This window comes from Pseudomonas silensiensis (assembly GCF_050434865.1).
GTDB classification, from domain to species: domain Bacteria; phylum Pseudomonadota; class Gammaproteobacteria; order Pseudomonadales; family Pseudomonadaceae; genus Aquipseudomonas; species Aquipseudomonas fluorescens_W.
Genome location: NZ_JBNDJH010000024.1, coordinates 25,539 through 47,285, shown reverse-complemented (window position 1 = coordinate 47,285; position 21,747 = coordinate 25,539). Strand labels below are relative to the sequence as shown.

Annotated in this window: 21 protein-coding genes; 9 read left to right on the top strand and 12 right to left on the bottom strand. The window is 60.2% G+C overall.

The genetic code is table 11. The features are described from left to right. The first annotated feature begins 86 nt into the window (after window positions 1–86). Genes QF010_RS26880 through lnt form a run of 4 tightly spaced genes read left to right on the top strand, consistent with a single transcriptional unit; the run spans window position 87 to window position 3,974 of the window. Entirely contained in the window at window positions 87–1,103 is a 1,017-nt protein-coding gene (locus tag QF010_RS26880) for a PhoH family protein (protein WP_033054171.1), read from the top strand. Continuing rightward, the gene (gene ybeY, locus QF010_RS26875; RefSeq protein ID WP_033054170.1) at window positions 1,096–1,590 is read left to right on the top strand and encodes an rRNA maturation RNase YbeY; all 495 of its coding nucleotides are present in this window, start codon (window positions 1,096–1,098) and stop codon (window positions 1,588–1,590) included. The genes QF010_RS26880 and ybeY overlap by 8 nt, the downstream gene beginning before the upstream one ends. Window positions 1,591–1,595: 5 nt before the next feature. After that, window positions 1,596–2,435, top strand: coding sequence for a CorC family transporter (locus tag QF010_RS26870; protein ID WP_008152854.1), 840 nt, complete (start codon window positions 1,596–1,598; stop codon window positions 2,433–2,435). A 15-nt stretch (window positions 2,436–2,450) separates the two neighbouring features. Beyond that, window positions 2,451–3,974, top strand: a complete 1,524-nt coding sequence (gene lnt, locus QF010_RS26865; protein ID WP_429534265.1) for an apolipoprotein N-acyltransferase — start codon at window positions 2,451–2,453, stop codon at window positions 3,972–3,974. A gap of 106 nt (window positions 3,975–4,080) precedes the next feature. Here lnt and QF010_RS26860 read toward each other — a convergent pair whose 3' ends face one another. Together QF010_RS26860 and QF010_RS26855 are read right to left on the bottom strand one after the other, a co-directional pair. Continuing rightward, on the bottom strand, window positions 4,081–4,839 hold the full coding sequence (locus QF010_RS26860) for a YdcF family protein (RefSeq protein ID WP_429534264.1): 759 nt from the start codon (window positions 4,837–4,839) through the stop codon (window positions 4,081–4,083). A gap of 108 nt (window positions 4,840–4,947) precedes the next feature. After that, window positions 4,948–5,268: a hypothetical protein gene (locus QF010_RS26855; RefSeq protein ID WP_033054165.1), complete on the bottom strand. Its 321-nt coding sequence runs from the start codon at window positions 5,266–5,268 to the stop codon at window positions 4,948–4,950. A gap of 279 nt (window positions 5,269–5,547) precedes the next feature. Here QF010_RS26855 and leuS point away from each other — a divergent pair, with 279 nt between their 5' ends. The 5 genes from leuS (at window position 5,548) to QF010_RS26830 (ending at window position 11,587) form a co-directional block, all read left to right on the top strand. Continuing rightward, entirely contained in the window at window positions 5,548–8,154 is a 2,607-nt protein-coding gene (gene leuS / locus QF010_RS26850) for a leucine--tRNA ligase (RefSeq protein WP_429534263.1), read from the top strand. An 88-nt stretch (window positions 8,155–8,242) separates the two neighbouring features. Next, window positions 8,243–8,848, top strand: a complete 606-nt coding sequence (locus QF010_RS26845) for an LPS-assembly lipoprotein LptE (protein WP_033054161.1) — start codon at window positions 8,243–8,245, stop codon at window positions 8,846–8,848. 39 nt (window positions 8,849–8,887) lie between these two features. After that, entirely contained in the window at window positions 8,888–9,925 is a 1,038-nt protein-coding gene (gene holA, locus QF010_RS26840) for a DNA polymerase III subunit delta (protein WP_033054159.1), read from the top strand. A 112-nt stretch (window positions 9,926–10,037) separates the two neighbouring features. Beyond that, entirely contained in the window at window positions 10,038–10,202 is a 165-nt protein-coding gene (gene arfA / locus QF010_RS26835; RefSeq protein ID WP_008152840.1) for an alternative ribosome rescue factor ArfA, read from the top strand. Window positions 10,203–10,264: 62 nt separating this feature from the next. Then, the gene (locus QF010_RS26830; RefSeq protein ID WP_033054157.1) at window positions 10,265–11,587 is read left to right on the top strand and encodes a lytic murein transglycosylase; all 1,323 of its coding nucleotides are present in this window, start codon (window positions 10,265–10,267) and stop codon (window positions 11,585–11,587) included. Between the two features lie 117 nt (window positions 11,588–11,704). Here the strand turns inward: QF010_RS26830 and QF010_RS26825 are convergent, their stop codons facing one another. The 10 genes from QF010_RS26825 to rlmH all read right to left on the bottom strand — a co-directional run bounded on the left by QF010_RS26825 (window position 11,705) and on the right by rlmH (window position 21,745). Beyond that, a complete protein-coding gene (locus QF010_RS26825) occupies window positions 11,705–12,655 on the bottom strand; it encodes a S66 peptidase family protein (RefSeq protein ID WP_429534262.1) in 951 nt (316 codons plus the stop codon). 174 nt (window positions 12,656–12,829) lie between these two features. Continuing rightward, window positions 12,830–13,852 carry a lipoyl synthase gene (gene lipA / locus QF010_RS26820; protein ID WP_059402097.1) on the bottom strand — a complete coding sequence of 341 codons (1,023 nt, stop codon included), beginning with the start codon at window positions 13,850–13,852 and terminating at the stop codon, window positions 12,830–12,832. Between the two features lies 1 nt (window position 13,853). Further along, on the bottom strand, window positions 13,854–14,501 hold the full coding sequence (lipB, locus tag QF010_RS26815) for a lipoyl(octanoyl) transferase LipB (protein WP_008152829.1): 648 nt from the start codon (window positions 14,499–14,501) through the stop codon (window positions 13,854–13,856). Further along, the gene (locus QF010_RS26810; RefSeq protein ID WP_008152827.1) at window positions 14,501–14,776 is read right to left on the bottom strand and encodes a DUF493 domain-containing protein; all 276 of its coding nucleotides are present in this window, start codon (window positions 14,774–14,776) and stop codon (window positions 14,501–14,503) included. The genes lipB and QF010_RS26810 overlap by 1 nt, the downstream gene beginning before the upstream one ends. An 80-nt stretch (window positions 14,777–14,856) precedes the next feature. Continuing rightward, window positions 14,857–16,014: a D-alanyl-D-alanine carboxypeptidase family protein gene (locus QF010_RS26805; protein ID WP_033054153.1), complete on the bottom strand. Its 1,158-nt coding sequence runs from the start codon at window positions 16,012–16,014 to the stop codon at window positions 14,857–14,859. A 184-nt stretch (window positions 16,015–16,198) separates the two neighbouring features. Next, window positions 16,199–17,209, bottom strand: coding sequence for a septal ring lytic transglycosylase RlpA family protein (locus tag QF010_RS26800; RefSeq protein WP_429534261.1), 1,011 nt, complete (start codon window positions 17,207–17,209; stop codon window positions 16,199–16,201). After that, on the bottom strand, window positions 17,209–18,219 hold the full coding sequence (mltB, locus tag QF010_RS26795) for a lytic murein transglycosylase B (RefSeq protein WP_347803401.1): 1,011 nt from the start codon (window positions 18,217–18,219) through the stop codon (window positions 17,209–17,211). The genes QF010_RS26800 and mltB overlap by 1 nt, the downstream gene beginning before the upstream one ends. A 17-nt stretch (window positions 18,220–18,236) precedes the next feature. Next, the gene (gene rodA, locus QF010_RS26790; protein WP_050482761.1) at window positions 18,237–19,340 is read right to left on the bottom strand and encodes a rod shape-determining protein RodA; all 1,104 of its coding nucleotides are present in this window, start codon (window positions 19,338–19,340) and stop codon (window positions 18,237–18,239) included. A gap of 31 nt (window positions 19,341–19,371) precedes the next feature. Then, window positions 19,372–21,267, bottom strand: coding sequence for a penicillin-binding protein 2 (mrdA, locus tag QF010_RS26785; protein ID WP_033054149.1), 1,896 nt, complete (start codon window positions 21,265–21,267; stop codon window positions 19,372–19,374). Between the two features lie 10 nt (window positions 21,268–21,277). Beyond that, window positions 21,278–21,745, bottom strand: a complete 468-nt coding sequence (rlmH, locus tag QF010_RS26780; protein ID WP_007937439.1) for a 23S rRNA (pseudouridine(1915)-N(3))-methyltransferase RlmH — start codon at window positions 21,743–21,745, stop codon at window positions 21,278–21,280. Window positions 21,746–21,747 lie beyond the last annotated feature (2 nt).

The window sequence follows — 21,747 nt, the reverse complement described above, 5'->3', positions numbered from 1 at the left end:
TTGGGTTATTTAAGAGCTTTCGCACCCAGGCCACTGGCGTTATCCTTGATTTCATCTTAATTGCCCCAGGGCGGCTAAATACGACCTTGAACGCACCCATAGAACCACATCGTTTTATCCTCGAGCCTTTTGAAGCTCGCCGCTTCGCCAATCTGTGCGGGCAATTCGACGAGCATCTGCGCTTGATCGAACAGCGCCTGACCATCGAGATCCGCAATCGCGGAAACCAGTTCGAACTGATCGGCGAGCCCAAGCACACCACCTCCGCGGAAAACCTCCTGCGCCGCCTGTACCGGGAAACCAAGGGTACCGAGCTGTCGCCGGACATGGTTCACCTGTTCCTGCAGGAATCGGCCGTCGAAGAGCTGGACAACGTCTCCCCCTCCGAACCTTCCGTCGCCCTGCGCACCAAAAAAGGCATGATTCGCCCTCGTGGCTTGAATCAGTTGCGCTATGTGAAGGAAATCCTCGGTAACGACATCAACTTCGGCATCGGCCCGGCCGGTACCGGCAAGACTTATCTGGCCGTTGCCTGCGCGGTAGACGCGCTGGAACGCGAGCAGATTCGTCGCATCCTGCTGGTGCGCCCGGCGGTTGAAGCGGGCGAAAAGCTCGGCTTCCTGCCCGGTGACTTGTCGCAGAAGATCGACCCATACCTGCGCCCGCTCTACGACGCACTCTACGAAATGCTCGGCTTCGAACACGTCGCCAAGCTGATCGAGCGTCAGGTGATCGAAGTTGCGCCGCTGGCCTACATGCGCGGTCGCACCTTGAACAACAGTTTCATCATCCTCGACGAAAGCCAGAACACCACCGTCGAGCAAATGAAGATGTTCCTGACCCGGATCGGCTTCGGCTCCACTGCGGTCATCACCGGTGACATCACCCAGGTCGACCTGCCGAAAGGCACAAAATCCGGGCTGCACCATGTGATCGAAGTGCTCAAAGACGTGCCGGGCATCAGCTTCACCCATTTCATGCCCAAAGACGTCGTGCGCCATCCGCTGGTGCAGCGCATCGTCGAAGCTTACGAGCGCTTCGAGAATCGCGTGGCCGACGAACCGGCGAAGTTCTCGTCCAAGGACAATCGCCACGATGCTTGAGCTTGATCTGCAACTGGCTACCGACGCGCCTGCCCCAAGCGAAGCCGAGTTCCGCCAATGGTGCGAACTGGCGCTGCGCCAGCGCACAGCCGACTCCGAAATGACCATCCGTTTGGTCGATGAAGAGGAAGGTCGCGAGCTGAACCACACCTGGCGGCAAAAGGATTACGCCACTAACGTCTTGTCGTTTCCTGCCGATGTGCCCGACGAGTTTCTCGACATCCCTCTGCTGGGCGATCTGGTGATCTGCGTGGCGGTGGTTCAGCGAGAAGCCGCCGAACAAGGCAAGGCACTCAAGGCCCATTGGGCTCATCTGGTCATTCACGGCTGCTTGCATCTGCTGGGTTACGACCATATAGATGACGATGAAGCCGAAGAAATGGAAGCACTGGAACGAACGTTGCTTGCAGAGTTGGGCTATCCCGACCCGTATGCGGACGACGAAACAGACGCATCCCCTATCGTTACAACAAAGGATTCAGAGTAATCGCTATGAGCGAAGATCGATCGAGCAACGGGCAAAAGTCATGGCTGGGTAAGCTCACCCAGGCTTTTGCCCACGAGCCGAAGAACCGCCAGGAGCTGCTGGAGCTGCTGCGCGACGCACACCAAAACAAGTTGCTGGACAGCGAAGCGCTGGCCATCGTCGAAGGCGCCATCCAGGTCGCTGACCTGCAAGTTCGGGACATCATGGTCCCGCGCTCGCAGATGATCAGCATCAAGGCGACCCAGACACCCCGCGAGTTCCTGCCTGCCGTGGTCGACTCGGCCCACTCCCGCTACCCGGTGATCGGCGAAAGCCACGATGACGTGATGGGCGTGTTGCTGGCCAAGGACTTGCTGCCGTTGATCCTCAAGGAGAACGGCGACAGCTTCAACATCAAGGACCTGCTGCGCCCGGCCACTTTCGTGCCTGAGTCCAAGCGTCTGAATGTGCTGCTGCGCGAGTTCCGCGCCAACCACAACCACATGGCCATCGTCATCGACGAATACGGCGGTGTGGCCGGCCTGGTCACCATCGAAGACGTGCTGGAACAGATCGTCGGCGACATCGAAGACGAGCATGACGTCGAAGAAGACAGCTATATCAAGCCGCTGCCCAGCGGTGATTTCCTGATCAAGGCCCTGACGCCGATCGAGAACTTCAACGAGTTCTTCGACAGCCAATTCTCCGATGACGAATTCGACACTGTCGGCGGTCTGGTGATGAGCGCGTTCGGGCACCTGCCAAAACGCAACGAAATCACTGAAATCGGCCCTTATCGCTTCCGCATCCTGAACGCCGACAGCCGTCGGATTCACTTGCTTCGCCTGACGCCTATTGCTCGGTAAAAACTAAGGATAGAAATGCGCTGGATAACCCGCCCCGGCTGGCCCGGTAACCTGCTGGCCGTGGCGGCCGGTGCACTCACCACCCTGGCCCTGGCGCCGTTCGATATCTGGCCGTTGGCGTTGCTGGCGGTCGGTTTCTTCTATGCCGGCTTACGCGAGCTGAACCCACGTCAGGCCCTGGGCCGTGGCTGGTGTTTCGGTTTCGGCCTGTTTGGCGCTGGCACCAGTTGGATCTACTACAGCATTCACCACTTCGGCGGCGCTTCGGTGCTGCTGGCCGGTTTCCTGATGCTGATCTTCACGGCGGCGATTGCCTGGTTCTTCGCCCTGCCCGCCTGGATCTGGGCGCGCTGGCTGCGCCGTAACGAAGCGCCGCTGGCCGATGCCTTGGCGTTCGCGGCTCTGTGGGTCGGCCAGGAAGCCTTTCGTGGCTGGTTCCTGACCGGCTTCCCCTGGCTTTATTCCGGCTACAGTCAGCTCGACGGTCCATTGGCCGGGCTCGCGCCACTCGGCGGGATGTGGCTGATCTCCTTCACCTTGGCCCTGACGGCCGCGCTGATCTATAACGCTTTGCGTCTGGTGCGCACCGGTCGCAAAGGTTTCATCGCCGCGGGCGTGTTGCTGCTGGTCGGCCCTTGGGTGGCCGGCATGGCGCTCAAGGAACACGCCTGGACAAGCCCGGCGGGTGCTCCGCTGAGTGTCGCGGCGATTCAGGGCAACATCGAACAAAGCATGAAGTGGGACCCGGCGCAGCTCAACGCGCAGTTGGCGCTGTACCGCGACATGAGCTTCAGCTCGAAACGGGTCGACTTGCTGATCTGGCCGGAAACGGCCATCCCGGTGCTCAAGGAGTCTGCCGAGGGCTACCTGAACATGATGGGGAATTTTGCTGCAGAGCGTAATTCCGCGCTGATTACCGGCGTACCGATTCGCGAGGAAGTCCATCACCAGAAGCGCTTCTACAACGGCATCACCGTCGTGGGCGAAGGCGATGGCACTTACCTCAAACAGAAGCTGGTGCCGTTTGGCGAATATGTTCCGTTGCAGGACGTGCTGCGCGGGCTGATCGCCTTCTTCGACCTGCCGATGTCAGACTTTGCCCGTGGCCCGGCTGATCAGCCGATGCTGCAGGCCAAGGGTTATCAAATTGCGCCGTTTATCTGCTACGAAGTGGTTTACCCGGAATTTGCCGCCAGCCTCGCAGCGCGTAGCGATCTGCTACTGACCATCAGCAATGACACCTGGTTCGGCACCTCGATCGGCCCGCTGCAACACTTGCAAATGGCGCAGATGCGCGCGCTGGAGGCCGGTCGCTGGATGATCCGCGCCACCAACAACGGCGTGACCGGTTTGATCAACCCGTTCGGCCAGATCACCGCACAGATCCCGCAGTTCGAGCGCGGCATTTTGTACGGCGAAGTGGTGCCCATGCACAACCTGACGCCTTATCTGGAATGGCGTTCGTGGCCGCTGGTCATTGTTTGCGTGCTGTTGTTTGGTTGGGCGCTGATCGCGAGCCGGATGGCCAAGACTGTTTAAGTCAGCTTCTGTGGCGAGGGGATTTATCCCCGTTGGACTGCGCAGCAGGCCCATTTTCAGGGCTGCTCCGCAGTCCAACGGGGATAAATCCCCTCGCCACAGGTCATCAGTAAAACACCGAATATCCGATCTGCCCCAACGCCTCATTCAACAACTGCCCGCTCTGCCAGATCGACTTGAATTCCGGCATCCAGCCGCCCAGTGGCCGGGCGTTGTCCACACCTAAAAACCCCACCGGTGCTGGCACCACTTCAAATCCTGCATTTTTGAAACTCCAGACCGCTCGTGGCATGTGCCAGGCATGAGTCACGACGACCACGCGCTTGATCCCTTCCGGCAACAATACCTCGGCGCTGAACTGCGCGTTCTCCCAGGTCGTACGGCTGCGCCCTTCTTGCCAGCGCACTGCCATGCCGAAATCATCGCGCAACGAGTCCGCCATCAACTTCGCTTCGGTCGGCGGGGTGCCGTAATGCAGGCCACCGCTGGTCAGAATCGGCAAACCGGAGGCCTTGGCCAGCCGCGCCGCATAGCGCTCGCGTTCCAGACCCACACCCGTTGGCTGGTCAGCGCCCCATGCCAGATCCCCCCGCTCACGCCCCGAACCGAGCACCACGATCGCATCGGCGTGCCGACTCAGCGTTGCCCAATCATCGCGAGCCAGCGGCGCTTCACGCTCCAGCGCCTTGGCGCCCCACTGCACCACCACCGGCAGACTCATCAGCCAGAAGCCGCCCACGCCCAACGCAAAGCAGAATCCGGCAAGGCGCGGTCTTGAGCGACGAAACCACCAGGCAAGCACCAACAACAGCAAAAGAATGCCGGGCGGCAACAGGAGTTGTTTAACGAAATAGCGAAAAGGCATCGAGCATCTCCAAAAAGATGCCCGAAGCCTAAGTGGGTTGACGCAATGCGACAACAAATACGAAAGGACTATGCTTCACAAATACATCAGACATTACTTCCAGTGTCCCTACTTGAATTGCAAAGACCGGACCTTTACCGCGTCCCTGCCGGGAACCTTGTCCTTGAGCCAGATGATCTTGGCCGAACGTGGTGCGTCGAGTTGCTTCACTGCTTCTGACAAGCATCCGTGTGTCTCACGTTCACTGCGATCGAGATACGCCTTGACCAGTGCAAACTCTGCGGGGCTCAAGCCACGCAATTCCAGTTCCAGCGGGCGCTCATCGCGTAACCGGCCAGCGGTTTTTGCCGCGTCCAGGGCCATTCCCAGACGATCGATCAGTCTTTCGTACAGCTCCGGTTTTGTAACTTTTTTTCGTGACTCAACCATCCATCACCTCATTGAAGATAAGACTCACTCCCCATTTAGAGCTTAGCTTCCATGAACAAACCGGCTGAATGCTGCGACCAACGGCCCTCGCAGCGTTTTTTGGGCGACCCGCAGCCGTAATCAGGGTTTCCCTCGGTAGAGTGCGGTCATGTATGCTACGGCGCTTCCTGTAACTCCACTTCCAGCTCGTCTGGACACCGAAACGCCGATTTGGCGTGATCACCGTCCAGCGTTGCATTGAAGAGGATTAGGCCACCCCTATTCAGTTCAAAAGTAGCCATGCACGAACAATATCAGCCCCGTGAAATCGAAGCCGCCGCCCAGTCGTTCTGGGACGAGCAAAAGTCCTTTGAAGTCAGTGAACAGCCAGGCAAGGAGACTTTCTACTGCCTGTCGATGTTCCCTTACCCCAGCGGCAAGCTACACATGGGGCACGTGCGCAACTACACCATCGGCGACGTGATCTCCCGCTACCAGCGCATGCAAGGCAAGAACGTCCTGCAACCCATGGGTTGGGACGCCTTCGGCATGCCGGCGGAAAACGCCGCGATGAAGAACAACGTAGCGCCCGCCAAGTGGACCTACGAAAACATCGCCTACATGAAAAACCAGCTGCGCAGCCTGGGTCTCGCGGTGGACTGGTCCCGCGAAGTCACCACCTGCAAGCCTGATTACTACCGCTGGGAACAATGGCTGTTCACTCGCCTGTTCGAAAAAGGCGTGATCTACAAAAAAAGCGGCACCGTGAACTGGGACCCGGTCGACCAGACCGTCCTGGCCAACGAACAGGTGATCGACGGTCGCGGCTGGCGTTCCGGCGCGCTGATCGAAAAGCGCGAAATCCCGATGTACTACTTCAAGATCACCGCCTACGCGGATGAGCTGCTGGAGAGCCTGGACGAACTGACTGGCTGGCCTGAACAGGTCAAGACCATGCAGCGCAACTGGATCGGCAAATCCCGCGGCATGGAAGTGCAGTTCCCGTACGACGTCGCGTCCATCGGCGAAGCCGGTGTTCTGAAAGTGTTCACCACCCGTCCAGACACCTTGATGGGCGCGACCTACGTTGCCGTAGCCGCCGAACACCATCTGGCGACCCTGGCCGCGCAGAACAACCCTGAGCTGCAAGCGTTCATCGCTGAATGCAAGGGCGGCAGCGTCGCCGAAGCCGACGTCGCCACTCAAGAGAAAAAAGGCCTGCGTACTTCGCTGTTCGTCGAGCATCCGCTGACCGGTGAGAAACTCCCGGTGTGGGTCGCCAACTACGTGCTGATGCACTACGGCGATGGCGCGGTAATGGCCGTTCCGGCGCACGACGAACGTGATTTCGAGTTCGCCACCAAGTACAACCTGCCGGTCAAACCCGTCGTGCGCACCAGCGCCGGCGACGAAACGCCGACGCCGTGGCAGGACGCTTATAACGAATACGGCACGCTGATCAATTCCGGCGAATTCGATGGCCTCGACTTCGCGGGCGCTTTCGACGCCATCGAAGTCGCGCTGATCAAGAAGAACCTCGGCGCCTCGCGTACCCAGTTCCGCCTGCGCGACTGGGGCATCAGCCGTCAGCGCTACTGGGGCTGCCCGATCCCGATCATCCACTGCAACACCTGCGGTGATGTACCGGTCCCGGAAGATCAGTTGCCCGTCGTATTGCCGGAAGACGTCGTACCGGACGGCGCGGGTTCGCCACTGGCGCGCATGCCCGAGTTCTACGAGTGCAGCTGCCCGAAATGCGGCGCACCGGCCAAGCGTGAAACCGACACCATGGACACCTTCGTCGAGTCCTCGTGGTACTACGCCCGTTACGCCTCGCCGCACTATGAAGGCGGTCTGGTGGAAAAGTCGGCGGCCGACCATTGGTTGCCGGTGGACCAGTACATCGGCGGTATCGAACACGCCATTCTTCACCTGCTCTATGCGCGCTTCTTCCACAAGCTGATGCGCGACGAAGGCCTGGTGAGCTCCAACGAGCCGTTCAAGAACCTGCTGACCCAGGGCATGGTGATCGCCGAGACTTACTATCGTCGCGAAGCCAACGGTGCTTACACCTGGTTCAACCCGGCGGACGTCGAACTCGAACGCGACAGCAAAGCCAAAGTCATCAGCGCCAAGCTGATCGCAGACGGCCTGCCGGTGGAAATCGGTGGCACCGAGAAGATGGCCAAGTCGAAGAACAACGGCGTTGACCCACAGTCGATGATTGACCAGTTTGGTGCAGACACCTGCCGCCTGTTCATGATGTTCGCCTCGCCACCCGACATGAGCGCGGAATGGTCCGACTCCGGAGTAGAAGGTTCGCACCGCTTCCTCAAGCGCGTCTGGCGCCTGGCTCAAGCCCACGTCACTCAGGGCCTGCCGGGCAAACTGGACGTCGCCAGCCTGAACGACGAGCAAAAAGTCATTCGCCGTTCGATCCACCAGGCCATCAAGCAGGCCAGCCACGACGTCGGCCAGAACCACAAATTCAACACCGCCATCGCCCAGGTGATGACGCTGATGAACGTGCTGGAAAAAGCCCCGCAAGGCACCGAACAGGATCGCGCGCTGGTTCATGAAGGCCTGGAAACCGTGGTCCTGCTGCTGGCGCCAATCACTCCGCACATCAGCCATGAACTGTGGCATCGCCTGGGTCACGCCGATCCGGTGATCGACGCCGGCTGGCCGGTGCTGGACGAGAGCGCTCTGGTGCAAGACAGCCTGCAACTGGTGATTCAGGTCAACGGCAAGCTGCGCGGCCACATCGAAATGCCCGCCAGCGCCAGCCGCGAAGAAGTCGAAGCCGCCGCACGGGCCAACGAGAACGTGCTGCGCTTTGTCGACGGTCTGACCATTCGTAAAGTGATCGTAGTGCCCGGGAAACTGGTCAATATCGTCGCCAGCTAATTGGATCAGGCGCCAGGTCATGCCTGGCGCCGAGTAAAACCTTTCGGGCCGCAAGATCGGCCCACATGGTTTCAAGGGGAGCAACAAGATGATCAAACGCAATTTGCTGGTGATGGGCCTTGCGGTCCTGCTGAGCGCCTGCGGTTTCCAGCTGCGCGGCACCGGCACCAATGAACTGGCGGTCAAGGAACTCGACCTGAGTGCCCGTAACGCCTACGGCGAAACCGTGACTCAACTGCGTCAGGTGCTGGAAAGCAGCGGCGTCAAGGTCTACAAGGGTGCACCATACAAGCTGGTGCTGACCAATGAGCAGGAAAGCCAGCGCATCCTCAGCTATGCAGGTGCCGGTCGTACTGGCGAGTATCAGGTGAGCACAGTGCTGAACTACGACATCCGTGGTGCACGCGACCTGCCGCTGATGAGCGACAAGCTTGAAGTGCAGAAGATCTTTATCCACGACGGCAACAACCTGGTGGGTTCTGATCAAGAAGCCGCGACTGCTCGCGCTGAAACCCGTCGCGAGCTGGTTCAACGCATGATGCTGCGTCTGTCACAGCTCACTCCGACTCAGTTGGAGCAACTGCAACAGACTGCCGACGCCAAAGCCAAGGCCGAAGCCCAGGCACTGGAAGCTGCGCAGAAGGCTGAAGCGGAAACCCCGCGTCAGTCGCCCATCGAAATCCCGCAGCAATAAGACTTACGGGGCGCTCAGGCGCCCCGTTCGCCCTCTCCTATGAAACTCGCCCCCGCCCAACTCGCCAAACACCTGCAAGGTGCCCTCGCGCCGGTCTACATCATCAGTGGCGATGACCCACTGCTGTGTCAGGAAGCCGCCGACGCCATTCGTGCCGCCGCCCGCCAACAGGGATTCGATGAGCGCCAGGTATTCGCCGCCGACGCCAGTTTCGACTGGGGAACGCTGCTGCAAGCCGGTGCGAGCATGTCGCTGTTCGCCGAAAAACGCCTGCTGGAACTGCGTCTGCCGTCCGGCAAACCCGGTGACAAAGGCGCTGCCGCGTTTATCGAGTACTGTTCACGGCCCGCCGAAGACACGGTGTTGCTGATCAGCCTGCCGAAACTTGATGGCAGTGCGCAGAAAACCAAGTGGGGCAAGGCGCTGATCGAAGGTCAGCAGACCCAGTTCGTGCAAATCTGGCCGATAGAGGCCAATCAGTTGCCGAGCTGGATCCGTCAACGGTTGTCCCAGGCCGGGCTTTCCGCCAGTCAGGACGCCGTCGAACTGATCGCCGCACGGGTCGAGGGCAACCTGCTGGCCGCCGCCCAGGAAATCGAAAAGCTCAAGCTGATGGCCGAAGGTGGTCAGATCACCGTTGAAACCGTGCAAGCGGCGGTGGCCGATAGTGCGCGCTTCGATGTCTTTGGCTTGACCGATGCGATTCTCAACGGCGAAGCGGCTCATGCCCTGCGCATGCTCGAAGGGTTGCGCGGTGAAGGCGTCGAACCACCCGTGATTCTCTGGGCGCTGGCCCGGGAACTGCGCCTGTTGGCCAATCTGTCGCTGCAGTACAGCCAGGGCGTGCCGCTGGACAAAGCCTTCAGCTCTGCCCGACCGCCGGTCTGGGACAAACGCAAACCGCTGATGAGCAAAGCCCTACAACGCTACTCGGCGCAACGCTGGGCGCAGCTATTGCTGGAAGCGCAGCGCATCGACGCACAGATCAAAGGCCAGGCCGCCGGTTCTCCGTGGATGAGCCTCAGTCGATTGTCGTTGTTGATGGCCGGCCAAAGATTGTCGTTGCCCGCTGAATAAGATCTTTTGATTCTGCTTCCTACAAAAACAACCTGCATTTGTCCTATAGACAGAGCCCCGACTTCGGCCGATGATTTGCCCCGCAAAACCCACTCACTTGCGAGAAATCATCATGAGCAAAAAGCCATCCAAAAATGGCCCCAACAAGGCCAAATCCATCATCGCCCAGCCACTGTTCCGCAGCCGTCAGGAACCCGCCGGCAAGGGCAAAGGCAGCTACCGCCGCGAAGCCTTCCAGTCTAATAGCTGGGAGGCTTCTTACTTTCTGGCAGCCTGAAAGGCAAGCGCTCGCTCAACATGTTAAGGTCTGCACCTGATTCGTACTCTCTGGACCCGTGCATGCCCCTTTGTATTTCCAGTCGTTGGCCCCTGCGCCAACTGATAGCTGCCTCCAGCCTCGTTTTGCTAGTCGCCTGCGCGGAAAAACCGACCGCAGCCGACGCCAAGCCGCTTCAGACCCTCCCCGTTGCGACAGCCCCTGCGGTCATTCCGCCCGTGGTTCCGACGGGTGAAAATCTCGACATCCAGCCCACCCAGACCTTCGCCGAATGGCAGGCAGGGTTCCGCAAGGACGCTTTGGCCGCCGGTATCCGCGCCGATCTGTTCGACCGCGCCTTCGCCAATGTCAGCCTCGACACCAGCGTGATCCGTGCCGACCGCAGCCAGCCGGAATTCTCCCGCCCGGTGTGGGAATACCTCGACGGCGCCCTTTCGCCGTTGCGGGTACGCAAAGGCGAGGCGCTGGTCAGCCAGTACGCCGACATCCTGCAAAGCATCGAACAGCGCTACGGCGTCGATCGTCAGGCACTGGTCTCGGTGTGGGGCATGGAAAGTAACTTCGGGCAGTTTCAGGGCAACAAGTCGGTGATTAATTCCCTGGCGACCCTGGCCTATGAAGGTCGGCGTCCCGGGTTTGCCCACGCGCAACTGATCGCCGCCCTGCAGATCCTGCAACAGGGTGATATCGAACCTGAGAAAATGCTTGGCTCCTGGGCGGGTGCCATGGGCCAGACCCAGTTCATCCCGACCACCTACAACACCCACGCCGTAGACTTCGATGGCGACGGCCGCCGCGACATCTGGGGCAGCCCGGCCGACGCGCTGGCGTCGACGGCGCATTACCTGCAAAGCTCGGGCTGGCAGAAAGGCCAGCCGTGGGGCTTTGAAGTGCAGCTACCGGGCAGTTTCAACTACATCCTGGCCGATGGCACGATTCGCAAGAGCGTCGCTGAATGGCAGCAACTGGGCGTCACCCTGCCCAATGGCGGCCAGGTTCCGCCGGGCTCCGAACACCTGTCAGCCGCCCTGCTGCTGCCGGCCGGTTACCGTGGCCCGGCGTTCCTGGTCCTCGACAACTTCCGCGCGATCCTCAAGTACAACAATTCGTCGTCCTATGCGTTGGCGGTGAGCCTGTTGTCCGAACGTTTCAACGGTTCAGGCTTCATCAGCGGCACGTGGCCCAAAGATGATTTGCCGCTGAGCCGTACCGAGCGGATCGAACTGCAAAGCCTGCTGAGCGCGCAGAACTATGACGCCGGTAACGCCGACGGCATTATCGGCGCCAACACCCGCAAAGCGATCCGCAGTGCCCAGCAGTCGTTTGGCTGGCCGGCGGATGGGTATCCGACGCACAAGTTGCTGGAAGGTTTGCGTAACCGCTGAAAAGCATCGCGGGCAAGCCCGCTCCCACAGGGGTCAAGGTGTACGCAAATGCGGTATTCACCTTGAACTTGTGGGAGCGGGCTTGCCCGCGATGACTGACTGTCAGGCTGTGATGATCTAACGTTTGGTCACCACATCCTGTTCCAACACCAATTCCTTGTTCCCCGCATCCAGCCTCACCAGCGCGCCCATCGGCAACGTCAGGTTCGGATCGCAATGCCCGCTGCGCCAACCGGACAACACCGGTATCCGCAATGGCTCGAAGGTCTGCTTGAGCAAGCGCTCCAACGCAATCGTATCAACCCCCGCCACATCCCCCACCAAAACCCCGCGCAGCTTGTGCAGCGTGCCGGCAAGACGCAGATGGGTCAGCAGCCGGTCGATGCGATACAGCGGCTCGTTAATGTCCTCGATGAACAGGATGACGCCCTCGGCTTCCAACTCATACGGCGTGCCCATGGTCGCAGCGATCATCGACAAATTGCCCCCCAGCAAACGGCCGTGAGCGATACCAGGCTCGATGGTGGTCAACGGGTAGGCCACCGGGTGCGTCAACACGCTGCCGGCCTTCACCTGCCCTCTGAGCATGTTGAAGAATGAAGGCTCGGTAGGTTTTTGCTTGTCACCCAGCAGGTCGGCGTTGAGCATCGGGCCATGAAAAGTCACGAAGCCCGCATAACGGCTGATTGCCAAGTGCAGCGCGGTGATGTCGCTGTAGCCGATGAACGGCTTGGCATTGTTGCGCAGCAGTTCAAAGTCGATGCGATCGAGCAACCGCGGCGTACCGTAACCCCCACGCAAGCAAATGATGGCGTCGACCTCACTGTCGGCGAACGCTGCGTGCAGGTCATTGAGCCGCACATCATCACTGCCGGCCAGGTAATCGTCTTTCTCATACACGCCGGGGAAAATCCGCAGTGAATACCCGCGAGCGCGCATCCAGGCGATGGCTTTATCGGTGTCCAGCGCTGCGGGACCGGCGGGAGCAATGACGCCGATCAGCCCTTGCGACGGCAAAGCCGGAACGGGTGCATGAGGACAAAGGGTGTGGGTCGGTCGAACGGTCATCCATGAATCTCCCTGCGTGAAAACGTCAAGCACACAGTAGTCAGGAACGGGGACAAACAGAAGAGGGTTCGTTGCCCCGCAGGTTGCAGGAAAAAGCGCTGATTGCCGTGGGCAAGGCAAAAAAACGCCCGCAAGGCGCAAGGCCTTGCGGGCGTTTTCATGTCTTGCAACCGATCAGGACGACATCAGCTCGGCTTTAACCAATTTCGCCTGCTCGTCGGCGTGGTACGAGGAGCGCACCAGCGGGCCGGAAGCGACGTTCTTGAAGCCCATCTTGTAACCTTCCTCGGCGAACCAGGCGAACACGTCCGGGTGCACGAAACGCTGCACCGGCAAGTGGCTGCGGGACGGTTGCAGGTACTGGCCCAGGGTCAGCATGTCGATGTCGTGTTCGCGCATGCGCTTCATGACTTCGATCACTTCTTCGTCGGTCTCGCCCAGACCCAGCATCAGGCCGGACTTGGTCGGAATGTGCGGCATCATCTGCTTGAAGCGTTGCAGCAGGGTCAGCGACCACTGGTAATCCGAACCCGGACGCGCAGCCTTGTACAGGCGCGGCACGGTTTCCAGGTTGTGGTTGAACACATCAGGCGGCTCGGCAGCGGTGATTTCCAACGCAACGTCCATGCGGCCACGGTAATCCGGGACCAAGGTTTCGAGCTGCACGTTCGGCGACAGCTTGCGGATCTCGCGGATGCAGTCGGCAAAGTGCTGGGCACCACCGTCACGCAAGTCGTCGCGGTCAACCGAGGTGATCACCACGTACTTGAGCTTCAGGTCGGCGATGGCGATGGCCAGGCTTTCCGGCTCGTTGACGTCCAGTGGCTTCGGACGACCGTGGCCAACGTCGCAGAACGGGCAGCGACGGGTGCAGATGTCACCCATGATCATGAAGGTCGCGGTGCCGCCGGAGAAGCATTCACCCAGGTTCGGGCAGGACGCCTCTTCGCAGACACTGTGCAGCTTGTGTTTGCGCAACAAAGCCTTGATGCGGTCGACTTCCGGGGAAACCGGGATACGCACGCGAATCCAGTCAGGTTTCTTCGGCAGTTCGGTGGTCGGAATGATCTTCACCGGGATACGTGCAACCTTCTCGGCGCCGCGCAGCTTCACGCCGGCTTCAACCTTGGCACGCGGGGCCGGACGCTCGGTGACATCCAGCGTCGGGATCATGGTTTGCACTGCATCAGTAGTCATATCAGTCGATTCCGCCCGTTAGGGTCGTCTGCTCAGCATAGTCGAGGTGTTTGACGAGCTGCGCGCGCAGCCGGGCACTTACCTCGGCAAATTCAATCGATCCTGCGTGATCGCTCAGCTGGGTCATCGCCAGCCCGGCGTAGCCGCAGGGATTAATCCGTCGAAACGGTTCCAGGTTCATGTCCACATTCAGGGCCAGGCCATGAAAGGAGCAACCGTGGCGGATCCGCAGACCCAGAGAAGCGATTTTCGCCCCATTGACGTAGACACCTGGAGCATCCGGCTTGGCCACGGCAGTGACGCCGTAGCTGGCCAACAACTCGATCAGGCATTGTTCCATGCGGCTGACCAGGTCACGCACGCCGAAACCCAGCTTGCGCACATCGAGCAACAGGTAGGCCACCAATTGGCCGGGACCGTGATAAGTCACCTGACCACCGCGATCAACCTTTACTACCGGAATATCTCCCGGGAGTAACAAGTGCTCGGCCTTGCCGGCCTGCCCCTGGGTGAACACCGGTGGGTGCTCGACCAGCCAGATCTCGTCCGCGGCATCGCTGCCGCGTTCGTTGGTGAAGCGTTGCATGGCATGCCAGACCGGCTCGTAAGCCATCTGGCCGAGCTCGCGAAAGCCCAGCGTGCCAGACATCACAGCACCATGTGCACGAAACCGGTAGCCCGCAACTCGCTGTTGATGTCGTACAGCTGTTCTTGACCGGTGGCGATGATGTGCAGCTGGATAGTCGTGTACTTGCCGTTGGTACTCTGGCGCTCGGCCAGGGTCTTGTGGTCAACGGTCGCGTGCTTCTCAAGGATCGCGATGATCTTGTCCTTGAAACCCACGCCGGTGTCGCCGATGACCTTGATAGGGTAATCCGCGCAGGGGAATTCGATTTTTGGCGCCTTTACTTCGGTGTCTGTCATGGCGTAACGGCCTCGTAAGCCGTGGCAACGGACATGGCCCCGTTCCGGATTGGAACAGGGCCATGCAGGTCCACACTAATTCAGTTGAACAAGCCGTAGAAGAATAGACGGATGCTATCCCACATGCGGCGGAAGATACCACCCTCGTCGACCGCGTCCAGAGCGATCAGGTCAGCGCTGTGCACGACTTTGTCGTCCAGCTTCACTTCGACTTTACCGATTACGTCGCCCTTGGCGATTGGCGCAACCAGTTGCGGGTTCATGGTCATGCTGGCGGCGAGCTTTTTCAGCTGGCCTTTTGGCAGGGTCATGGTCAGGTCTTCAGCCAGGCCGGCCTTGACTTGATTGGTGGTGCCTTTCCAGACAGGAGCCTGAGCCAGCTCGGCGCCTTTCTGATAGAACGTCTGGGTTTCGAAGAAGCGGAAACCGTAAGTCAGCAGCTTCTGGGTTTCAGAGGCGCGAGCCACTTCGCTGTTGGTGCCGAACACCACGGCGATCAGGCGCATGCCGTCACGTACAGCCGAAGACACCATGCAGTAGCCAGCTTCGTCGGTGTGACCGGTTTTCAGGCCGTCGACCGTCTTGTCGCGCCACAGCAGCAGGTTACGGTTAGGTTGCTTGATGCCGTTCCAGAAGAACTCTTTCTGCGAGTAGATCGCGTAGTGAGCCGGATCTTCGTGGATGATCGCGCGAGCCAGCACCGCCATGTCGTGAGCCGACGAGTAGTGCTCAGGGTTCGGCAGACCGGTCGGGTTCATGAAGTGGCTGTTGGTCATGCCCAGATCGGCCACGGTTTTGTTCATCATGTCAGCGAAGGCGTCTTCGCTGCCGGCGATGTGCTCGGAGAGCGCAACGCTGGCGTCGTTACCCGACTGAATGATGATGCCGTGCAGCAGGTCGCTGACAGTGACTTGCGAGCCGACCTTGATGAACATCCGCGAACCGCCGGTACGCCAGGCGTTCTCGCTGACGGTCACCGGATCGTTTTCGCCGATCTGGCCACGACGGATTTCCAGGGTCGCGATGTACGCGGTCATCAGCTTGGTCAGGCTTGCCGGAGGCAGACGCTGGTCACCGTTGTTCTCCACCAGCACGTTGCCGCTGCTGGCGTCCATGAGTACATAGGCTTTGGCGGCCAGTTGCGGTGGCGACGGCATCATCTCGACCGCGAAAGCGGCAGGCGAGAGGAGCAGCGGGACTAGCAGACACAGGCGTTTGGCAAAGGTGGTGATGTTCATCCGTCTCTCGAAATCGCTAATGGAAACTGCCCTAAGGGGCAAAACTAATCAGATGACCTTCTAACGGGTCATCGCGTGTTCAGTTGCTCACTCTGTAACCCTTGCCGGGCTTTTGTTCTTCAACGAGCCAACAACCAGGTCCACCCCCCAAACCGCAAGCGAACCGTCAATCAAGTACTACGTATTACTCGGCAGTGACCAGGCTCGGCGAACCGAGATTGGCCAGGCGCACACTGTTCTGCACTTGCTGGATTTCACCCGGCGAGCCGATCGGCCCCAGGCGCACCCGATGCAGCGTCTGTTGATTGCGCACGATCGAACTGATGAACACCGGAGCGCTCACCATCCCGCTCAGCTTCGATCTCAGGAGCTCTGCAGCGTCCGGGTTGGCGAACGCGCCCACCTGCAGATACTGGCCAGAGGCTGGTACAGAAGCGTTTTTTTTTGCATCCATCGGTACGGGCACAACGGCCGCGGCGTGCTGCTGCGGCGGTGGTGTCCATTGTTCGACGGTACCGGCCGAAGCCGTAATCGTCGGGGCGCTACTTTGCGAGATTTGCGGCTCGTTAAGCATCAAAGGCGCCGGACGGCCTTTGGCTGCCCACCATTGCTGCGGGTCAATGCCTTCGACCTTGACCCGCGCGGTACCGGTTTCGGCATAGCCGAGCTTCTTGGCGGCCGCGTAGGACAAGTCGATGATTCGGTCCGAATAGAACGGCCCGCGGTCGTTGACTCGCAGGACGACGCTCTTGTTGTTGTCCAGGTTGGTCACCCGAACGTAACTTGGCAGCGGCAAGGTCTTGTGCGCGGCACTCATGCCGTACAGGTCGTAAACCTCGCCATTGGCGGTGTTCTGACCGTGGAACTTGGTGCCATACCAGGACGCAGTGCCCGAGGCCACGTAGGTCTTGGATTCCTGCAACGGGAAATACGTCTTGCCCAGCACGGTGTATGGGTTGGCTTTATAAGGACCTGTATGCAGGGTCGGCGTCGCATCCGGGATGCGCGATACATCGACGTCCCACCACGGCGCGCCATCTTTGTGCGCACGGTTGATGTCCAGGCCTGGCGCTGCGCGCACGGCGGTGGAAGACTTTTGGGTCGGCGCGCGGCTGGTCGAGCAACTGGCGAGCAGCACCGCCAACGCGGCGAATGCCATCAGCTTCAGGGGTTTATTCATAGGCAATGCCCGCATTACTTGACGCCCCGTGCTTGGACCAGCTGTTCAGACAGTTGATGTACGGCCATGGCGTACATCACGCTGCGGTTATAACGCGTGATTGCGTAAAAATTCGTCAAGCCCATCCAGTATTCGGGGCCATTGTCACCTTCCAGGCGGAACGCCGTGACCGGCATATCATCGCGCAGCGCATCATGACTTGACCACCCCAGCGCCCGCAACTCCCCGACGGTTTTAGTCGGCTCGATGCCCGTGGTCAAACCTTCGTCCACCTGATCGCCACGTACATCGGCGCGGCTGACCACCGGTTCGCCGGCGACCCAGCCGTGACGCTTGAAATAACTGGCGACGCTGCCAATGGCATCGTCCGGATTGGTCCAGATATTAATGTGGCCGTCACCGTCGAAGTCCACCGCATAGGCGCGAAAGCTGCTCGGCATGAACTGCGGCAAACCCATCGCGCCAGCGTAAGAGCCTTTGAGCGTCAGCGGATCAACCTGCTCTTCCCGGGCCAGCAACAGGAACTCACGCAATTCCTTGCGGAAAAATTCGGCACGGGGAGGATAGTCGAAACCCAGGGTCGACAAGGCGTCGATTACCCGAAAATTGCCGGTATTGCGGCCGAAAAAGGTCTCAACACCGATGATCGAAACAATAACCTGCGCCGGCACGCCATATTCCTGCTCGGCACGGGCCAGTACCGCCTCGTGCTGACGCCAGAAGTCCACACCACGGGCGATGCGCGCGTCGGTGATGAACATCGGGCGATATTCGTTCCACTGCTTGACCCGCTCGGCCGGTTTCGAGATCGCGTCCAGAATCGACTGCTTGCGCTCGGCTTCGCGGAACACGCCCATCAGCTGCTCACCGGCGAAACCGTAGTCGCGGGTCATTTCACCGACGAATTCGGCCACTTGGGGTGAGCCTTCGTAATCGCCGGCCAACGCTTCCTGCGCTGTGCCAAGGATGCTTACCAGGCCGACCCATGGCGCATATCGAGTCGCCCAGCCACGCATTACTTGCATTGAAATCTTCACCTTATTCAAACCTGAGCGATCCACTTACGATGGGTATGGATCGACATCAAAACCCCAAACGCTGACAGCAGCGTTACCAGCGAAGTTCCTCCGTAGCTAATGAACGGCAACGGCACCCCCACAACCGGCAACAGGCCACTGACCATACCGATGTTGACGAAAACGTAAACAAAAAACGTCATGGTCAGGCTGCCCGCGAGCAATTTGCCGAACAATGTCTGGGCCTGGGCGGTAATCACCAGTCCGCGGCCGATCAACAACAGGTAAATCAGTAGCAGTGCACAGATACCTACCAGGCCGAATTCTTCGCCCATGACCGCAATAATGAAGTCCGTGTGGCTTTCCGGCAGGAAGTCCAGGTGCGACTGAGTGCCGAGCAGCCAGCCCTTGCCGAACACACCGCCGGAACCGATGGCGGCTTTCGATTGGATGATGTTCCAGCCAGTGCCCAGCGGATCGCTTTCGGGGTCGAGGAAGGTCAGGATTCGCTGTTTCTGGTAGTCGTGCATGATGAAAAACCACATCGCGACGGCCACCGGAACGGCGGCGGCGATTACGCTGATGATCCAGCGCCAGCGCAGGCCGCCCATGAACAACACGAAAGCGCCACCGGCGAGGATCAGCAGCGAAGTGCCGAGGTCGGGCTGACGCACGATCAGGATGAACGGCAAGCCGATCAGAAACAGACTGACGCCCACATGCTTGAGCTGCGGCGGCAAGGTGCGCTTGGACAGGTACCAGGCGATGGTGGCCGGCATCAGAATCTTCATGAATTCCGAGGGCTGGAAGCGGATCACCCCGGGAATGTTGATCCAGCGTGTGGCGCCCATGGCGTTGTGGCCCATGACATCCACCACCACCAGCAACAGCACACCGATCACATAACCGACCGGCACCCAACGGGCCATGAAGCGCGGCTCGAATTGGGCGATGACGATCATCGACACCAGGCCGATGCCGAACGAGGTGGCTTGCTTGGCCAGCAGATCCCAGCTCTTGCCGCTGGCCGAATACAGCACGAACAGGCTGCCGGCAGCGAGGGTCAGCAGCAGGATCAGCAACGGGCCGTCGATGTGCATGCGTTGCAACAGCGTCGCGCGGCGACGCATCACATCCTCGCTGGAGAGGATGCGATCGAAATTACTCTTCACGGGCCGTAGCCTCCGCACTGATAGGGCTGGCGTATTCGGCCTTCAACCGACCGTCCTGGTCCAGAAGCCAGGCGTCCATGATTTGACGCACCACGGGCGCGGCGACGCCGGAACCGGACTCGCCGTTCTCGACCATCACCGACACCACGATTTGCGGGTTGTCGGCGGGTGCGAAGCCGACGAACAAGGCGTGGTCGCGATGGCGCTCCTGAACCTTGGAGCGGTCGTACTTCTCGCCCTGCTTGATCGCGACCACCTGAGCCGTACCACTTTTACCCGCAATGCGGTATTGAGCGCCGATCGCCGCTTTGCGTGCCGTACCCCGGGCACCGTGCATCACCTGTTGCATGCCGTGGTTGACCTTGGTCCAGTCGGACGGGTCACGCAGAATGATGTCCGGCATCGGGTTTTCATCCTTCGGCCGCTCGCCTTCGACGGTCTTGGCCAGGTGCGGACGGTTCCAGACACCCTTGTTCGCAACCAGCGCCGTGGCCTGGGCCAGTTGCAATGGCGTTGATTGCATGTAGCCCTGACCGATCCCGAGAATCAGCGTTTCGCCCGGGAACCAGGCCTGACGCCGGGTTGTACGCTTCCACTCACGTGTCGGCATCAGTCCCGGCGACTCTTCGAACATGTCCAGCGAAACCTTCTGACCGATGCCGAACTTACTCAAGTACGCCGACAACCGATCGATTCCCAGTTTGTGGGCCAGGTCATAGAAGTAGGTGTCGTTGGACCGCATGATCGCCGTGTCCAGATCGACGTAGCCGTCACCGGTACGGTTCCAGTTACGGTATTTGTGATCGTAGTTGGGCAACTGGTAATAGCCGGGGTCATACACCCGACTCGACGCGTTCACAACGCCAGCATCCAGGCCGGCAATTGCCACGGCCGGTTTGATGGTCGAGCCCGGCGGGTACAGGCCGCGCAGCACGCGGTTGAACAGCGGCCGATCAATGGAATCGCGCAGCTCGGAATAGGCCTTGAAACTGATGCCGGTGACGAACAGGTTCGGGTCAAAACTCGGCTGACTGACCATCGCCAGGACTTCGCCGGTTTTCGGGTCCAGCGCCACCACGGCGCCACGGCGACCGCCGAGTGCAGCTTCGGCGGCCTCCTGCAATTTGATGTCCAGGCTCAGGACGATGTCCTTGCCGGAAATCGGTTCGGTACGTTTGAGTACCCGCAGCACGCGGCCACGGGCGTTGGTCTCGACTTCTTCGTAACCGACCTGACCGTGCAATTCGGGCTCGTAGAAGCGCTCGATGCCGGTTTTGCCAATTTGATGGGTGCCGCTGTAGCTCACCGGGTCCAGAGACTTGAGCTCTTTCTCGTTGATCCGCCCCATGTAACCCACCGAGTGCGCAAAGTGCGCGCCCTGCGGATAGTGACGCACCAGCTGCGCGACCACTTCCACGCCCGGCAGACGGAACTGGTTCACCGCGATGCGGGCGATCTGTTCTTCGGTCAGCTCGAACAGGATCGGCACCGGCTCGAACGGCCGACGCCCCTGACGCATGCGTTTCTCGAAGATCACCCGATCCTCGGGCGTCAGCTCCAGCACTTCGACAATGACGTCGAGTACTTGCTGCCAGTCGCCAGAGCGCTCGCGGGTCATGCTCAGGCTGAAGCTGGGCCGGTTATCCGCCACCACCACGCCATTGCGGTCGAAAATCAACCCGCGTGTCGGCGGAATCGGCTGCACATGGACGCGGTTGTTTTCCGACAGGGTCGAGTGGTACTCGTACTGAATCACCTGGAGGAAATACAGCCGCGCGATCAGCACTGCGATCAGCGTCACGACCGCAATTGCCCCGAACACGACGCGGCCACGCACCAGACGGGCGTCTTTTTCGTGGTCCTTGATGCGGATCGGCTGGGGCATGAGGGCAGAACTACTTGTGGTAAGGGTGGCCGGACAGGACTGTCCAGGCACGATACAGCTGTTCGCCGATCAGGATTCGCACCAGCGGGTGCGGCAACGTCAACGGCGAGAGCGACCAGCGCTGATCGGCCCGGGCACAGACTTCCGGCGCCAGCCCTTCGGGGCCGCCGACCATGAAATTCACCGTGCGCGAGTCCAGCCGCCAGCGATCGAGCTCGACCGCCAGCTGCTCGGTGCTCCAGGGCTTGCCGTGGACTTCGAGGGTCACAACGCGCTCGTTCGGCCCGACCTTGGCCAGCATGGCTTCGCCTTCCTGACGGATGAAGCGCGCCACGTCGGCGTTCTTGCCACGGGTGTTGAGCGGTATTTCCACCAGTTCCAGCGCCAGCTCGGACGGAAGACGCTTGGCATATTCATGCCAGCCTTCTTCCACCCACTTGGGCATGCGAGAACCGACGGCGATCAGTCGCAGTCGCACAG

Excerpts from the sequence above, each read along its gene's own strand:
- ybeY (WP_033054170.1), top strand. The coding sequence starts at position 1,096 with ATGCTTGAGCTTGATCTGCAACTGGCTACCGACGCGCCTGCCCCAAGC.
- QF010_RS26870 (WP_008152854.1), top strand. The coding sequence starts at position 1,596 with ATGAGCGAAGATCGATCGAGCAACGGGCAAAAGTCATGGCTGGGTAAG.
- lnt (WP_429534265.1), top strand. The coding sequence starts at position 2,451 with ATGCGCTGGATAACCCGCCCCGGCTGGCCCGGTAACCTGCTGGCCGTG.
- QF010_RS26860 (WP_429534264.1), bottom strand. The coding sequence starts at position 4,839 with ATGCCTTTTCGCTATTTCGTTAAACAACTCCTGTTGCCGCCCGGCATT.
- QF010_RS26855 (WP_033054165.1), bottom strand. The coding sequence starts at position 5,268 with ATGGTTGAGTCACGAAAAAAAGTTACAAAACCGGAGCTGTACGAAAGA.
- leuS (WP_429534263.1), top strand. The coding sequence starts at position 5,548 with ATGCACGAACAATATCAGCCCCGTGAAATCGAAGCCGCCGCCCAGTCG.
- QF010_RS26845 (WP_033054161.1), top strand. The coding sequence starts at position 8,243 with ATGATCAAACGCAATTTGCTGGTGATGGGCCTTGCGGTCCTGCTGAGC.
- holA (WP_033054159.1), top strand. The coding sequence starts at position 8,888 with ATGAAACTCGCCCCCGCCCAACTCGCCAAACACCTGCAAGGTGCCCTC.
- arfA (WP_008152840.1), top strand. The coding sequence starts at position 10,038 with ATGAGCAAAAAGCCATCCAAAAATGGCCCCAACAAGGCCAAATCCATC.
- QF010_RS26830 (WP_033054157.1), top strand. The coding sequence starts at position 10,265 with ATGCCCCTTTGTATTTCCAGTCGTTGGCCCCTGCGCCAACTGATAGCT.
- QF010_RS26825 (WP_429534262.1), bottom strand. The coding sequence starts at position 12,655 with ATGACCGTTCGACCGACCCACACCCTTTGTCCTCATGCACCCGTTCCG.
- lipA (WP_059402097.1), bottom strand. The coding sequence starts at position 13,852 with ATGACTACTGATGCAGTGCAAACCATGATCCCGACGCTGGATGTCACC.
- lipB (WP_008152829.1), bottom strand. The coding sequence starts at position 14,501 with ATGTCTGGCACGCTGGGCTTTCGCGAGCTCGGCCAGATGGCTTACGAG.
- QF010_RS26810 (WP_008152827.1), bottom strand. The coding sequence starts at position 14,776 with ATGACAGACACCGAAGTAAAGGCGCCAAAAATCGAATTCCCCTGCGCG.
- QF010_RS26805 (WP_033054153.1), bottom strand. The coding sequence starts at position 16,014 with ATGAACATCACCACCTTTGCCAAACGCCTGTGTCTGCTAGTCCCGCTG.
- QF010_RS26800 (WP_429534261.1), bottom strand. The coding sequence starts at position 17,209 with ATGCGGGCATTGCCTATGAATAAACCCCTGAAGCTGATGGCATTCGCC.
- mltB (WP_347803401.1), bottom strand. The coding sequence starts at position 18,219 with ATGCAAGTAATGCGTGGCTGGGCGACTCGATATGCGCCATGGGTCGGC.
- rodA (WP_050482761.1), bottom strand. The coding sequence starts at position 19,340 with ATGCGTCGCCGCGCGACGCTGTTGCAACGCATGCACATCGACGGCCCG.
- mrdA (WP_033054149.1), bottom strand. The coding sequence starts at position 21,267 with ATGCCCCAGCCGATCCGCATCAAGGACCACGAAAAAGACGCCCGTCTG.